Below are 13,316 nucleotides of genomic sequence, written 5' to 3'. Positions count from 1 at the left end.
CCCGGTCAGTTGGCATAGTAGGGTTTCGTGCCGATGGTCGTGCCCACCTTCTCCTTTCCGCTGCGTTCGGCCTCGGCCGGAGTCATCGCCTCCAGTTCGCCGTCGTCGCCGATTACCAGTTCCACTTCGCGGCGTCCGCTGTTGGTCTGCGCCAGAGCTTCGCCCAAATCTACACAATCGTCGGTTTTCTTTTTGTCGAACAGTCCCATAATTACTCTTTTTTATCGGTTTTACAATTCATTTTCAACAGGTTCAATAGGCCGCCCCCTTCAGAAATTCGTCGAGGGTACGCCCCGTTTTCAGGTGGCACTCGTACATCTCGAGCCAGATGCGCACCTTGATGATAATCTGGTAGAGGGTGATGCGGTTGGGGGCCCAGTCGGCATGGCCGTAGTGGCATACCCGCACACAACCATTCTCGCCGGCCAGCGTGTGCATGCTGTGGCTGGGCGAGAGCATACTGCCACCCGAGCGGGTCAGCAGGGGTTTAGGGCTGGTGATGAACACCTTCGGGATATTGTAGGGGTAGTTGTCCGAGAGGTCGATCTTCACCACGTAACACCGCAGGGAGTTAGTCTGGATGGCTACCGCCAGATAGGGATGCGATGTATTCATATCCATAAACCGGTATTGTTTGGGTTTGATGGTCGAGTTTTGCAACACGCCCAACTCGATTTGGTACCTTTCATTTGTCATATCGATAAATCTTTTAAACGGTTAATCACTGACGGGGCTATCCCATCGGACAGCGGACTCCAGAGAGGGGCCCCGGGCCGCCCCAAAGCTCCCAGATTCCACGACGAAGTCTCCCCCGCCTGATAGCGCACCACATAAGGGGCCCTCACCGGGAAATCCGGGCCGAATACCAATCGCCACGAGGCCCGGCCGGGCACTTCGAATCGCACCTCGATGGTCTCGTCGTCGACCTTCAGCAGTTTCGCATCGGCATAGCGCCCCTGTATGTAAGCCACAATCTGCTTCAGTTGCAGGCGGTTCGCCCGGTCGTTCAGCCAAAAGCCGCGCTCGAAAGTCACCTGCCCCGCGGCAGGAGCCTGCTGCGCGCCCCGGGCATTCATCTCGCCATATACGGCTACGGAGGTAAACGGGAAAATCAGACTGTCGCCGTGGGCTGCATCGTAACGGGCCCGTACCGGACCCTCGCCCGGCACGACCAGCCACGGGCGCTGCTCCATCGTCACCCGATGGTGCAGATTCACAAACGAGAAAGCGTTGGCCGAGGCCCTCTGCCGCACACATACCCCGATGGCCAGCACGCAACGCGACAGACCGTCGGCATACATACCCTCGTGTATCGACTGCACGTCGCCTCCGCTCGGATGCGAAAGACCCAGCCCGTGATGCGAATGCCACACCCCGATGTGCGACAACCGATGCTCCCGCGACAGCAGGTCGACGTGGCGTTGCAGATAATTGGCATCCTGAACGAAACTGGTAAACCGGCGCACCGATTTCGGCCCCGGCCCCAGCACATACACCACCACGGCATCGCCCTCGGCAGTCCAGTAGCCGAACAGGTTACCCCCTGTCTCCATCTGTGGCGAGTCGAGGATAACCCGCATCATGAAATCCAACTCTTCCCGGAAAATATAGATGTCCTCATAACCCCCTTTATCTGTCTCCATACGGCTGGTGTTTTTCGCTTTGTACAACAAGAGATTCTCTCTTATGCAATATAAATAAAAAATATCGACATTTACAAACTTATCGCCCGGAAAATACGTTTCGCGAATTAAAATCACCCATACAACTACTCCTGTAAATTATTCTCTTCAATTCCCGAAGAAGCAAAAAACAGTCATTATCTTGGTCTTTCCACAAATAACTATTACCTTTGCCCGCTGCATCTAAATCGAGTAAAAAAATGAAAATGAAAATACACCGAGAAGGTAAAAACATATTACTCTTACTGTTTGTAGTCCTGCTTATTTTGAACATACCTATCTACATGTGGGTAAAAATCGCCTGGATAGCGATTTTTGTGCATGTAGTCTCGATTGTGTTTTTCCTGCTGGTTGTCAACTTCTTCCGCTCTCCGAAGCGTCGGTTCAAAGGTGACCGTAAAAATGTAGTGGTGGCTCCGGCCGACGGTGTGGTAGTCGTACTCGAAGAGGTGCTCGAAGATGAGTATTTCCACGACAAACGCATGCAGGTATCCATCTTCATGAATATACTCAATGTGCACGCCAACTGGTTCCCCGTAGCCGGCGAAGTGCTCCACGTGAGTCATCAACAGGGCCGGTTCATGGCGGCCTATCTGCCCAAATCAAGCACCGAGAACGAACGCTCGACCATCGTCATCAAGGCCGAAAACGGACAAGAGGTGCTGGTTCGCCAGATTGCCGGAGCCGTAGCTCGCCGCATCGTCACTTATGCCGAGGTGGGCGACTCGTGCCAGATAGACGAGCACATGGGCTTCATCAAGTTCGGCTCGCGTGTCGACCTCTACCTGCCGCTCGACAGCGACATCAAGGTGAAACTGAACGACAAGACTACAGGCGATTTAACCGAAATAGCCCGCCTAAAATAAGCAATCATGAACGCAATTGTCAAAAATATACCCAACTCCATCACCTGCCTGAATCTGCTCTCGGGATGCTTCGCCTGCATTTTTGCATTTCAGGGCCAATACGATTGGGTTGCCTTGTGCATAGGGTTGTCGGCCCTCTTCGATTTTCTCGACGGCATGGCCGCCCGGTTGCTGCACGCCTACTCTCCGTTGGGTAAAGAGCTCGATTCGCTGGCCGACCTCATCAGTTTCGGGCTGGCTCCAGGTCTGATGGTGATGCACTTGATGGCCTACAACAGCACATTCCACGGCATGGCCGAATACCAGTCGTGGTGGGCATTGAGCGCGCTGCTCATCCCGGTATTTTCGGCACTGCGGTTGGCCAAGTTCAACATCGATACCCGCCAGACTACCTCGTTCATCGGGCTGCCCGTACCGGCCAACGCCCTCTTCTGGATAGGTGTCTGCCAGGCCGTGCTGCGCATGGAGAGCCCCGTATGCGGCTACGCCATCGTGACGCTGGTCATCATCTTCTCGCTGTTGCTGGTATCGGAGATTCCCATGTTCTCGCTCAAGTTCAAAAACCTGAAGTGGAAAGAGAACTACCTGCGCTACCTCATCATCGCCGTTGCGGCAATCTGTCTCATTTCCTTGGGTTTGGCCGGTCTTGCCGCCACCATAGGCTTGTATATCGTCTTGTCGCTGTTGACAGCCCGCAAGCGATAAAAACAAAAACGGAACGATTTTTGTTCCTACTGGGATATAAACCTAATATGTATCGATTATGCACTTGGCATTTTTGCTTCTGATTATACTCTTTATTATCTTCTTTGTGCCCCTCTTGGCTCTCATCCAACTGGTCGTACGCTTTATATCCCGCATATTCTTCGGGAGAAAAGAGGGGGCTGGCAATACCTTCGGCCGGCAGGAACAGAGCAGCCGCTCACAGGGCGAACGCTCCACGACCTGGTATACCAGTACCAAGAAAGGGAAAAAGAAGATTGACAGTTCGGAGGGCGAGTATATCGACTTCGAAGATATAAAGGAATAAAAAAAAGAAGAGAGACCCGTCGCGCGGCCTCTCGTCAAGAGGTCTGCAGCCAGTCTCTCCCCTGTCTCGTGGCGGCTTGTAGCAGCCGCGCTATTTCACCGACAGAATCTCTTCAACGATAAAGTTGCTGTATCCCCTCCAGGGCAATGCTCCCAGATACTCGTTGTATTTCAGTTCGACATGACGTCCGCTCATGCGCATGAGCGAATCTGCCAAATTGGCATCATCGACCGAAAAGACAAACTGGTTGGACTGCAGCGACCCTTGCCCTGCCGTGCGGAATCCCTCCATGATGAGAGTCCCCTCGTAGGTCTTGAACACATAGCCCTTCTTCACGACATAGTTGAGAGTACCCGCCTTCACACCCGAGCCGAATACAAAATAGTAACGCACATACACAAAGGCGCCCAGGGCCACTACCAACACCACTCCCGCAATCCACAGGAAGCGGCGGAACGACCGGCGCAGGGCTTCGCCCCGGCTGCGGCCTGTTTGAGTCTCGTTTATTTCACCGTTCATTTCATTCTGTTTTTCGCAATCTCTCCCCACAGGCTATCTCGGTAGGTTCCACGCCTCGCCCCGTTTGCCCCGGGCCCCGATTGCACTTGACACCAAAGAATATATTTCAAAACAAAAAAGCGGTCGATGCGAGCAACCGCATCGACTGCTTTTAGCATTTATTATCGTTTCACTCCTTCACCGGGATATTCTCCAAGGCAGCCACCAACAGCTTCCAGAAGGTCTCGACCGTAGAGATTTCTACCTTCTCGTTGGGCGAATGCGGGTGCTTGATGGTGGGGCCGAACGAAATCATGTCGAGGCCCGGATAGTTGGCACCGATAATACCGCACTCGAGACCGGCGTGCATCATCTTCACTTGAGCCTCACGCCCGGTTACCTGCGGATAGAGCCGTTTCATCAGGTTCAGAATCTGCGATTTGAAGTTGGGTTCCCAACCGGGATAGGCACCATCGAAATCGACCCGGGCACCGGCCAGCGAGAAGGTGCTCTCCAACTCCGAAGCCAAAGCCCGTTTCATGCTCTCGCTCGAGCTGCGCACGAGAATCTTCACCTCGATATACCCTTCGGAGGTACGCACAATCGAGAGGTTCGACGAGGTCTCCACCACGTCGGGGGCATCGGGTATCATGCGATACACACCGTTGTGGCAGGCCACGATGGCGTTGATGAGGTCGTCCTGTATCTCCTCGGGCAGGAGCGAATGCGGCAGTTCGGTCTGCTCGGCCGTAAAGTAGAGGTTCTCTTCGATGAAGCCATACTCCCGCTTGAGCGTAGCGGCAAAGTCATTCACGGCATCCATGAAATCCTCCTTGTCCTCGGCCAGAATCGTCACCACGGCCTCGGCTTCGCGCGGGATGGCATTGCGCAGCGTACCGCCGCTGTAACTGGCCAGGCGGGCCTCATACTCCGACACCGCCTCTTTCAGGAAGCGGAACATCTCCTTGTTGGCATTCATGCGGCCCAGGTGAATATCCACACCCGAGTGGCCGCCGTGCAGTCCGCCCAGAGTCAGCTTCACGGCTATCTCGTTGGGAGCCGGCGTATAGGGTTCCTCCTTGTAGCGGAACTCGATATTCACATCCACACCGCCGGCACAGCTCATGTAGAGCTCGCCATCCTGCTCCGAGTCGGTATTCAGCAAAATTTCGCCATGCAGCTCGCCCGGTTCCAGCCCGATAGCGCCATACATGCCGGTCTCCTCGTCGTAGGTAAAGAGCGCTTCGAGGGGGCCATGCTTGAGATCTTTCGACTCGAGAATAGCCAGAATCGACGAGATGCCGATACCGTTGTCGGCGCCCAGCGTCGTCTCGGTAGCCGTCACCCAGTCGCCGTCGACACGGGGGAGAATAGGATCGGTCTCGAAGTCGTGCTTCACCGACTTGTTGGCCTGAGGCACCATATCCATGTGACCTTGCAGAATGACCGGCTTGCGGTTCTCCATGCCGGGCGTAGCCGGCTTGCGAATGATGACATTTCCAGCCTTGTCGTGAATCGTCTCCAAACCCAGCGAACGACCTACACCCATGATATACTCGGTAATCTTGTCGAGGTGTCCCGACGGACGGGGAATCTGACAAATCGCCTGAAAATGTTTCCACACAGCCTGCGGCTGAAGAGATGTGATTTTGCTGTCCATAGTTATAATTTTATAGATCCGTAAATTGTCAAAGGCGATCCGACTCGGGAATCTCCGTCACAATATCGTCCACAACCCGTTCGCCCTTGGGTTTCTTCTTATCGCATGCCATCGAAATGAAGGCATATATTCCTATCAGCACAACCAGCACCATTTGCGACCCGTGTGCCACAAAGGCAAAGGCGCCGGCCTCGTTGCCCGTGATACCGTAGTACGACAGACCCGCGATAACCGCCAGGTGCCACGGTCCTATCCCCCCCTGCACGGGAAGTCCCATGCCCAGACTGCCCAACACATAGAGCAGCAACACCGCAGCCACCGTCAGATGCGACGTGCTGGGGAAGGCAAATATGCACAAATATAACTGCATAAAATAGCAGAACCAAATAAAGAGGGTATAGAATATGAATTGAAATTTACCGTGCATGGTCACAATCGAAGCAAAACCGGCCCACACGTTGGCCATCAGCCCCTTGATGCGCTGCACCAGCCGGCTCTGGCTGTTGGTGCGGAAAAACCAGATCACCACCCCGATGCAGACGGCAATACCCACATAGAGCCACACCGATGTGAGCACGCTTGTCACCCCCGCCTCGATCGAAGGGTTCTCGTCGAGAAACCGGATAAACGGCTTCATCTGCATGAAAAAGACCAGCAGCGTGAGCAACGCCACCATCACCGTATCGGAGAGGCGGTCCGACACCATCGACCCCAGCACCTTGCTGAACGACGCCTTCTCGCGCTGGGCCACATAGCCGCAGCGCCACACCTCGCCCAGGCGGGGGAAGAGCAGGTTCATGGCATACATGCCGAAGATGGCATTGATGAGGACACGCATCGACGGCTCTATATGCAGCGCGCGCAACTGCAAACGCCAGCGCAAGGCCCGGGCTATATGACTGAAAACGGCCACCCCCATCGAGAGGACAACCCAAGTATAGTTTACATCGGTTTTAAGAATCTGGAGTATGGTCTCTACATCGAGTTGCTGGTAGACATACCAGAACAACCATACGCCGCAGAGCAGAGGAAGCAGATATTTTACAATATCGCGGATTATCCTTTTCAATTTTCCCGTTTTAAAAATTTGTTATACCTTTGTATGCTGCAAAGATAAAGGTTTATCTCCAACTTTGTAGCGAACGGAGGCCTGAAAAATCTCCGCTGTAAATATTTTATTGACTCACAACTGAAACCGGAACCTTCATGAGCTACATGGTCAAACCCAAGAAATCGCTGGGACAGCATTTTCTCACCGACTTGAGCATAGCCGAGGCGATTGCCGACACCCTGGCCAGCTACAAAGGCATGCCCGTGCTCGAGGTGGGGCCCGGCATGGGAGTCCTCACCCGGTTTCTGCTGGATAAAGGCCACGACCTCACGGTGGTCGAGCTCGACCCCGAGTCGGTCGAATACCTGCAGGAGCACTTTCCCGAGCTGCGCGACCGTATTGTCGCCAAAGACTTTCTCAAGCTCGACCTGGCCCAACTCTACGAAGGCCCCTTCTGCGTCATCGGCAACTATCCCTACAACATCTCGAGCCAGATATTTTTCAAGATTCTCGACTATAAAGACCGCATACCCTGTTGCAGCGGCATGATTCAGAAAGAGGTGGCCGAACGCATGGCCGCCCCTCCCGGCAGCAAGACCTACGGGATACTGAGCGTGTTGCTGCAGGCCTGGTACGATATAGAATATCTCTTCACCGTTCCCGAGCACGTGTTCAATCCCCCGCCCAAAGTCAAGTCGGCGGTCATCAGGATGACCCGCAACCAGGTCGAGCAACTGGGGTGTAACGAACGGCTCTTCAAACAGATTGTCAAAACCGCCTTCAACCAACGGCGAAAGACCATGCGCAACTCACTGAGAAGCCTGGTCGGGAAAGAGTGCGAAGTCCTGTCCGACCCCATCTTCGACGAACGCCCCGAGCGGCTGTCGGTCGAGCGGTTCATCGCCCTCACCAACCTGTTAGAGAGTTATATCATCCCATAAACAACCTGCCGGAATACCGTCGGCCTTCCACCCTGTTCCGGATTCAAACCCAAGGAGGCTGAGACATGGAAAAGTTTACGCCCGAATATATACAGAACGTCCAGCAAATCATCAAGAACGACGAGAAAGACAAGGCTCGCGAACTGCTCAAGGAGTTGCACCCCGCCGACATCGCCGAGCTGTACCAGCAGCTCAACCTCGACGAGGCCGAGTACATATACATGCTGCTCGACGGCGAAAAGGCGGCCGACGTACTGCTCGAACTCGACGAGGACGACCGCAAGAAGATGCTCAAGCAACTGCCCAGTGAGGTGATTGCCAAGCAGTTCATCGACTACATGGACTCCGACGACGCCGTAGACCTCATCCGCGAGATGGACGAGGATGCCCAGGAAGAGATTCTCTCGCACATCGACGACGTGGAGCAGGCCGGCGACATCGTAGACCTGTTGAAGTACGACGAGGATACCGCCGGCGGTCTCATGGGTACCGAGATGGTGGTCGTGAACGAAAACTGGAGCATGCCCGAGTGCGTGAAACAGATGCGCATCCAGGCCGAGGAGCTGGGCGAACTCTACTACGTCTACGTGGTCGACGACGACGACCGGCTCAAAGGCGTCTTTCCCCTCAAGAAGATGATTACCAACCCGTCGGCCTCCAAGATCAAGCACGTCATGCGCAAAGACCCCGTATCGGTCAAGACCGACACCCCCATCGAAGAGGTGGCCGTCACCTTCGAAAAGTACGACCTGGTGGCCGTCCCCGTAATCGACAGCATCGGGCGGCTGGTGGGGCAGATTACCGTCGACGACGTGATGGACGAGGTGCGCGAACAGTCGGAGCGTGAATACCAGTTGGCATCGGGTCTTTCGCAAGACGTCGAGTCGAACGATACCGTCTTCACCCAGACGGCGGCCCGCCTGCCGTGGCTGCTCATCGGCATGTTCGGCGGTCTGGCCAACTCGGTGATTCTGGGCAACTTCGAGGCCAACATCGCCCGCAATCCAGCCACCGCCCTCTTCATCCCCCTCATCGGTGGTACGGGCGGAAACGTGGGCATCCAGTCATCGGCCATCGTCGTGCAGGGCCTGGCCAACGGCAAGCTCGACATGAAGACGGCCGGCAAACAACTGTTCAAGGAGCTGGGCGTAGCCCTCATCAACGCCTGCATGATTTCGCTGCTGGTTTTCGTCTACAACTGGTTTTTCCTCGACAACATGGCCACCACCGTATCGGTGTCGCTCTCGCTATTTGCCGTCGTGATATTCGCCTCGATATTCGGTACTCTCGTGCCCCTCACCCTCGAGCGGTTCAAGATAGACCCGGCCATTGCCACAGGCCCCTTTATCACCATTACCAACGACATCATAGGCATGCTCATCTACATGAGCATAAGCTATATGCTCTCGACCTAAAAGGGACTGAGACGAAAAATTTTGCATACTTTTGTGTATTTCAATCGTTATTATATATATTTTTGTCCACGCGATTGAGACCAAGATTTAACCGACATAAACTCAAAAATGAAAAGAAGCATATTAGATATCTCCGATTTACAGGAAATCGTCCCCCAGTTGAACAACGAGAGAGGGGGCAAAATACTCCAACGATTAGCCAAAATCTGTAAACTCGACGATATCAATGCCCTCTACGGACGCCACTGCGATTTGAGAGGAGCCGATTTTGTCAACGCCATCATCGACGATTTGGACATCACCTGCAAGGTCGACAACGAAGAGGTGCTCGACCACCTGCCCGAAGGCTCGTTCGTCACCATATCGAACCACCCGTTCGGTGCTCTCGACGGAGTCATCATCATCAAACTGATTGCGGCTCGCCGCCCCGACTATAAGGTGATGGTCAACTGGATACTCAACTACATCAAGGCCATGTCCGACAACTTCATTGCCGTAGACCCCTACTCCAACCCCGAGCGACGTTACGTCTCGCTCAACGGCATACGCGAAGCTCTCTTGCAAGCCAAAAACGGCCATCCTCTCGGATTCTTCCCCGCCGGTGCCGTGTCGCGCCTCAAGTGGAGCCTCAAGATTGAAGACCGGGAGTGGCAACCCAACATCATACGCCTCATCCAGCAAATCAAAAAGCCGGTGATTCCCGTCTTTTTTCACGGACACAACTCCCTGTTCTACAACCTGCTGGGATTGATAAGCTGGCAATTGAGAGCCTTGCGGCTACCGGCCGAGGTATTCAAGAAGGAACACCAGACCATACACATCTCTATCGGCAACATCATTCAGCCCGAGACCTTGGCCCAATACCGTACCACCGAAGAGCTGGGAGCATTCCTGCGGCACGAGACCGACAAGCTGAGAAAACTGAAAAGCCAGCGCTAAAACACACCACCTACACCCGTTTTTTCAGTATCGATGGGAAAACAGGATGCGGTTCGGGATAAAAAATATCTGAAAACAAACTGCGATATTTTATTCTCCGCTCTCCTTTTTACTATCTTTTCAGAAGATAGGATGCGGTTCGGGATAAAAAATATCTGAAAACAAGTTTCGATATTTTATTCTCCGCTCTCCTTTCACTATCTTTGTAGGGGATAGCGGGCAACGAGACGCCAACCCACCCCGTGAAACAGGAGCGGGAGAACGTGTCGTCTCCGCGCTATCTCGACCCTAAAAGATTCAGCAGTTATGATTCCCGCAGACGTACAGCAAACCAAACAGCGGTTCGGTATCATCGGTAATGCCCCCGGTCTGATACGGGCCATCACCCGGGCGCTGCAAATTGCACCCATCGACCTGGCCGTGCTCATCACCGGCGAGAGCGGTGCCGGCAAAGAGTTCTTCCCGCAGATAATCCATGCCAACAGTTCCCGCAAACACGGCAAATACATAGCCGTCAACTGCGGTGCCATACCCGAAGGTACCATCGACTCCGAGCTCTTCGGTCACGAAAAGGGAGCCTTCACCGGTGCCCTCTCGGCCCGCAAGGGATATTTCGAGGAGGCCGACGGCGGCACCATCTTCCTCGACGAGGTGGGCGAACTGCCCCTCACCACACAGGCCCGCCTGCTGCGTGTACTCGAGAGCGGCGAGTTTCTCAAGGTGGGTTCGTCGACCGTACTGAAGACCAACGTGCGCATCGTGGCTGCCACCAACCTCGACATGGTCAAGGCCGTATCCGAGGGGAAATTCCGCGAAGACCTCTACTACCGGCTCAGCACCATACACATCGAGATTCCCCCCTTGCGCGAACGGGCCGACGACATCCTGCTGCTCTTCCGCAAATTCTCGACCGACTTCGCCGAGCGGTACCGCATGCCGGTCATCCAGCTCACCGACGACGCCCGCAACGTGCTGCTCAACTACCGCTGGCCGGGCAACGTGCGCCAGCTGAAGAACATCACCGAGCAGATCTCCATCTTCGAGACCAACCGCGAAGTCGACGGCGCCACCCTGCAGGGCTATCTGCCGCAATACAACATCGAGAAACTGCCCGCCCGCCAGACAGCCACTCCCGGCGAGCAAGACCACACCTTCTTCGAGAAGGAGCGCAAGATGCTCTACAAGACGCTGTTCGAGATGCAGAAGGAGCTGGCCGACCTGCACGCCAAGGTCGAAGAGCTCACCAAGGCCGCTCAGGGACAGGCGCACTTCACCCCCTCGCCCCAATCGGTGACCGTGGCCCGCTCCATGGCTCTCGCTCCCATTACCACGGCCGTACCGGTACACGTCCCGGCCTCCAAGGGCAAAACCATCGACGAGACCGAGGGCGAGGTTATCCCCAACGAAGCCGAGTATGTGGAGGAACAGCCCACCACCCTCGAGGATACCGAGCGCGAGACTATCCGCAAGGCGCTCATGCGCAACCACGGAAAACGGAAAAAGACGGCCGAGGAGCTGAAAATCTCGGAACGGACCCTCTACCGCAAAATCAAGGAATACAATCTGGAATAGTATATACATGCCTATGAAACGCTTCATCGCCATACTGCTCGTGGCCCTCACCTCTTGCAGCATCTCCTACAAGTTCAACGGGGCCTCGATCAACTACGACACCACCAAGACCATCTCGATTGCCAACTTCCCCATCAAGGCAGCGCTGGTCTATCCCCCTCTCGAGGAGCTCTTCACCAACTCGCTGAAGAACGCCTACACGCGCCAGACGCGGCTGCAGATTGTCAGCAGCGGCGGCGACCTGCAGCTCGAGGGCGAAATCACCAACTACGACCTCACCCCGCAGGCCGTAACCGAAAACGCCTACGCCTCGCAAACGCGGCTCACCATTGCCGTGCGGGTGCGCTTCACCAACACCAAAGATCCGCAATTCAACATCGACAACCAGACCTTCTCGGGGTACAAGGACTTCTCGAGTACCCAGATGCTGACCGATGTTCAGGACGAACTGATACAACAAATCACCGACGAACTGGTGGACCAGATTTTCAACGCCACCGTAGCCAACTGGTAATGCCATGATCACCCGCGAACAAATACGCAATCTGCTGAATGGCGTGTGCGACCAACCCATCGCCCGGGCCGACGCCGACCAAATGGCCGCCGACTACCCCTACTTTGCCATTCCACAACTGCTCTACCTCAAATACACGCCCGGCGCCATGCCCGACGAGCGACGCATACAACAGGCTCTGCTTCACGCCAGCCCGGGCGAACACCTCGAGAGTGTGCTCGGCATCGAGGGCGAGTCGTTTGCCGACCTCTACCCCAAAGCCCCGCGCACCGACACCACCATGCAGGCCATCGACCTCTTCCTGGGTACCTACCAGAAAGGGGGTAAACTCCCTACCGAAGAGAGCCTCGACCGCCTCATCTCGGGCAACATCATCGCCCAGACCGACTACATGAGGCTGTTGCAGCAAGACGACCCGCAACCCGCCGTACAATCGGCTCAACCGATACAACCCACCGTCGAGGTACCCAAGCCTTCCCCGGAGCACAAAAGCGAACCGGCTCCCGCCCCGGCGCCTGCCCGCAAGAGCCCGGCCGAACGCGAGAATACCCCGCAAACCGTCCCCTCTGAACCGGCTGCCGACGACACCTTCTTCACCGAAAGCCTAGCCAAAATCTACATCAAACAGCGGCGATATGAAAAAGCATTGCAAATAATTAAAAAATTAAGTTTGAAATATCCAGAAAAAAATATTTACTTTGCAGACCAAATAAGATTTTTGGAAAAATTGATTATTAACATAAAAACAGAATAACAGAAAATGTCAGTAGTATTAACCGTCTTTATCATCTTGGCATCGGTGCTGATGATAGGCATTGTATTGGTACAGAAATCAAAAGGAGGGGGTCTTGCCTCTAATTTCGCATCATCAAACCAGATTATGGGTGTTCGCAAAACAACCGACTTCGTAGAGAAAGCCACTTGGACTCTCGCCGTGGTAATCATGGTTTTAAGCATTGCCACTGTATTTGTTTCGCACAATAGCCAAACCACTTCCGGTTCGGAAATCAAAGACATCGTAAACACCGAAGCCCCTGCTGCTCTCCCCGGTTTCGAGACTCCGGCTGCCGGCGACAACACCGCTGCTCCCGCTCAACAGGCCCCGGCCGAACAAGCTCCGGCTCAGGAAACTCCGGCGAAATAATCCA

The 13,316-nt window shown here is 54.7% G+C and carries 16 protein-coding genes; 10 read left to right on the top strand and 6 right to left on the bottom strand.

What is annotated here, in order from left to right; all coding sequences use genetic code 11:
- Nucleotides 1–5 precede the first annotated feature (5 nt).
- Genes Q1K76_RS00575 through Q1K76_RS00565 form a run of 3 tightly spaced genes read right to left on the bottom strand, consistent with a single transcriptional unit; the run spans nt 6 to nt 1,643 of the window.
- Complete coding sequence (locus Q1K76_RS00575) at nt 6–209, bottom strand: hypothetical protein (RefSeq protein WP_087408140.1); 204 nt, start codon at nt 207–209, stop codon at nt 6–8.
- A gap of 43 nt (nt 210–252) precedes the next feature.
- Nucleotides 253–696, bottom strand: a complete 444-nt coding sequence (locus Q1K76_RS00570; RefSeq protein WP_087408141.1) for a hypothetical protein — start codon at nt 694–696, stop codon at nt 253–255.
- On the bottom strand, nt 693–1,643 hold the full coding sequence (locus tag Q1K76_RS00565) for a hypothetical protein (protein WP_300130255.1): 951 nt from the start codon (nt 1,641–1,643) through the stop codon (nt 693–695). The genes Q1K76_RS00570 and Q1K76_RS00565 overlap by 4 nt, the downstream gene beginning before the upstream one ends.
- A 245-nt stretch (nt 1,644–1,888) precedes the next feature.
- Here Q1K76_RS00565 and Q1K76_RS00560 point away from each other — a divergent pair, with 245 nt between their 5' ends.
- Genes Q1K76_RS00560 through Q1K76_RS00550 form a run of 3 tightly spaced genes read left to right on the top strand, consistent with a single transcriptional unit; the run spans nt 1,889 to nt 3,578 of the window.
- Nucleotides 1,889–2,548 carry a phosphatidylserine decarboxylase family protein gene (locus tag Q1K76_RS00560; protein ID WP_087408286.1) on the top strand — a complete coding sequence of 220 codons (660 nt, stop codon included), beginning with the start codon at nt 1,889–1,891 and terminating at the stop codon, nt 2,546–2,548.
- Between the two features lie 6 nt (nt 2,549–2,554).
- The gene (pssA, locus tag Q1K76_RS00555; RefSeq protein ID WP_300130253.1) at nt 2,555–3,253 is read left to right on the top strand and encodes a CDP-diacylglycerol--serine O-phosphatidyltransferase; all 699 of its coding nucleotides are present in this window, start codon (nt 2,555–2,557) and stop codon (nt 3,251–3,253) included.
- Nucleotides 3,254–3,311: 58 nt separating this feature from the next.
- Nucleotides 3,312–3,578, top strand: a complete 267-nt coding sequence (locus Q1K76_RS00550; RefSeq protein WP_087408144.1) for a DUF4834 family protein — start codon at nt 3,312–3,314, stop codon at nt 3,576–3,578.
- A gap of 90 nt (nt 3,579–3,668) precedes the next feature.
- Here Q1K76_RS00550 and Q1K76_RS00545 read toward each other — a convergent pair whose 3' ends face one another.
- The 3 genes from Q1K76_RS00545 to Q1K76_RS00535 form a co-directional block, all read right to left on the bottom strand.
- Entirely contained in the window at nt 3,669–4,097 is a 429-nt protein-coding gene (locus Q1K76_RS00545; RefSeq protein ID WP_087408145.1) for a hypothetical protein, read from the bottom strand.
- Nucleotides 4,098–4,266: 169 nt separating this feature from the next.
- Entirely contained in the window at nt 4,267–5,736 is a 1,470-nt protein-coding gene (locus tag Q1K76_RS00540; protein ID WP_300130249.1) for an aminoacyl-histidine dipeptidase, read from the bottom strand.
- Nucleotides 5,737–5,764: 28 nt separating this feature from the next.
- Nucleotides 5,765–6,805: a lysylphosphatidylglycerol synthase transmembrane domain-containing protein gene (locus Q1K76_RS00535; protein ID WP_087408147.1), complete on the bottom strand. Its 1,041-nt coding sequence runs from the start codon at nt 6,803–6,805 to the stop codon at nt 5,765–5,767.
- A 137-nt stretch (nt 6,806–6,942) separates the two neighbouring features.
- Between Q1K76_RS00535 and rsmA the strand changes: the two genes are divergently transcribed.
- The 7 genes from rsmA (at nt 6,943) to secG (ending at nt 13,312) form a co-directional block, all read left to right on the top strand.
- Nucleotides 6,943–7,728: a 16S rRNA (adenine(1518)-N(6)/adenine(1519)-N(6))-dimethyltransferase RsmA gene (gene rsmA / locus Q1K76_RS00530; protein ID WP_087408148.1), complete on the top strand. Its 786-nt coding sequence runs from the start codon at nt 6,943–6,945 to the stop codon at nt 7,726–7,728.
- 65 nt (nt 7,729–7,793) lie between these two features.
- Entirely contained in the window at nt 7,794–9,143 is a 1,350-nt protein-coding gene (mgtE, locus tag Q1K76_RS00525; RefSeq protein ID WP_087408149.1) for a magnesium transporter, read from the top strand.
- A gap of 108 nt (nt 9,144–9,251) precedes the next feature.
- Nucleotides 9,252–10,082 carry a lysophospholipid acyltransferase family protein gene (locus Q1K76_RS00520; RefSeq protein WP_143240907.1) on the top strand — a complete coding sequence of 277 codons (831 nt, stop codon included), beginning with the start codon at nt 9,252–9,254 and terminating at the stop codon, nt 10,080–10,082.
- A 306-nt stretch (nt 10,083–10,388) separates the two neighbouring features.
- A complete protein-coding gene (locus tag Q1K76_RS00515) occupies nt 10,389–11,654 on the top strand; it encodes a sigma-54 dependent transcriptional regulator (RefSeq protein WP_087408151.1) in 1,266 nt (421 codons plus the stop codon).
- Between the two features lie 13 nt (nt 11,655–11,667).
- Complete coding sequence (locus tag Q1K76_RS00510; RefSeq protein WP_087408287.1) at nt 11,668–12,168, top strand: LptE family protein; 501 nt, start codon at nt 11,668–11,670, stop codon at nt 12,166–12,168.
- Between the two features lie 4 nt (nt 12,169–12,172).
- Complete coding sequence (locus Q1K76_RS00505; RefSeq protein ID WP_300130245.1) at nt 12,173–12,922, top strand: hypothetical protein; 750 nt, start codon at nt 12,173–12,175, stop codon at nt 12,920–12,922.
- Nucleotides 12,923–12,928: 6 nt separating this feature from the next.
- Nucleotides 12,929–13,312: a preprotein translocase subunit SecG gene (gene secG, locus Q1K76_RS00500; protein WP_258326517.1), complete on the top strand. Its 384-nt coding sequence runs from the start codon at nt 12,929–12,931 to the stop codon at nt 13,310–13,312.
- The last annotated feature ends 4 nt before the right edge of the window (nt 13,313–13,316 follow it).

Origin of the sequence: uncultured Barnesiella sp., from assembly GCF_946496565.1 — a bacterium.
In the GTDB taxonomy this organism is placed as follows: Bacteria; Bacteroidota; Bacteroidia; order Bacteroidales; family Barnesiellaceae; genus Barnesiella; species Barnesiella merdigallinarum.
Note: the sequence above shows the minus strand (reverse complement) of the source record. Positions and strands in the feature narration are given on the sequence as shown.

Excerpts from the sequence above, each read along its gene's own strand:
- Q1K76_RS00505 (WP_300130245.1), top strand. The coding sequence starts at position 12,173 with ATGATCACCCGCGAACAAATACGCAATCTGCTGAATGGCGTGTGCGAC.
- Q1K76_RS00510 (WP_087408287.1), top strand. The coding sequence starts at position 11,668 with ATGAAACGCTTCATCGCCATACTGCTCGTGGCCCTCACCTCTTGCAGC.
- secG (WP_258326517.1), top strand. The coding sequence starts at position 12,929 with ATGTCAGTAGTATTAACCGTCTTTATCATCTTGGCATCGGTGCTGATG.
- Q1K76_RS00520 (WP_143240907.1), top strand. The coding sequence starts at position 9,252 with ATGAAAAGAAGCATATTAGATATCTCCGATTTACAGGAAATCGTCCCC.
- Q1K76_RS00515 (WP_087408151.1), top strand. The coding sequence starts at position 10,389 with ATGATTCCCGCAGACGTACAGCAAACCAAACAGCGGTTCGGTATCATC.
- Q1K76_RS00575 (WP_087408140.1), bottom strand. The coding sequence starts at position 209 with ATGGGACTGTTCGACAAAAAGAAAACCGACGATTGTGTAGATTTGGGC.
- Q1K76_RS00550 (WP_087408144.1), top strand. The coding sequence starts at position 3,312 with ATGCACTTGGCATTTTTGCTTCTGATTATACTCTTTATTATCTTCTTT.
- Q1K76_RS00540 (WP_300130249.1), bottom strand. The coding sequence starts at position 5,736 with ATGGACAGCAAAATCACATCTCTTCAGCCGCAGGCTGTGTGGAAACAT.
- rsmA (WP_087408148.1), top strand. The coding sequence starts at position 6,943 with ATGAGCTACATGGTCAAACCCAAGAAATCGCTGGGACAGCATTTTCTC.
- Q1K76_RS00570 (WP_087408141.1), bottom strand. The coding sequence starts at position 696 with ATGACAAATGAAAGGTACCAAATCGAGTTGGGCGTGTTGCAAAACTCG.
- pssA (WP_300130253.1), top strand. The coding sequence starts at position 2,555 with ATGAACGCAATTGTCAAAAATATACCCAACTCCATCACCTGCCTGAAT.
- mgtE (WP_087408149.1), top strand. The coding sequence starts at position 7,794 with ATGGAAAAGTTTACGCCCGAATATATACAGAACGTCCAGCAAATCATC.
- Q1K76_RS00560 (WP_087408286.1), top strand. The coding sequence starts at position 1,889 with ATGAAAATACACCGAGAAGGTAAAAACATATTACTCTTACTGTTTGTA.
- Q1K76_RS00545 (WP_087408145.1), bottom strand. The coding sequence starts at position 4,097 with ATGAACGGTGAAATAAACGAGACTCAAACAGGCCGCAGCCGGGGCGAA.
- Q1K76_RS00565 (WP_300130255.1), bottom strand. The coding sequence starts at position 1,643 with ATGGAGACAGATAAAGGGGGTTATGAGGACATCTATATTTTCCGGGAA.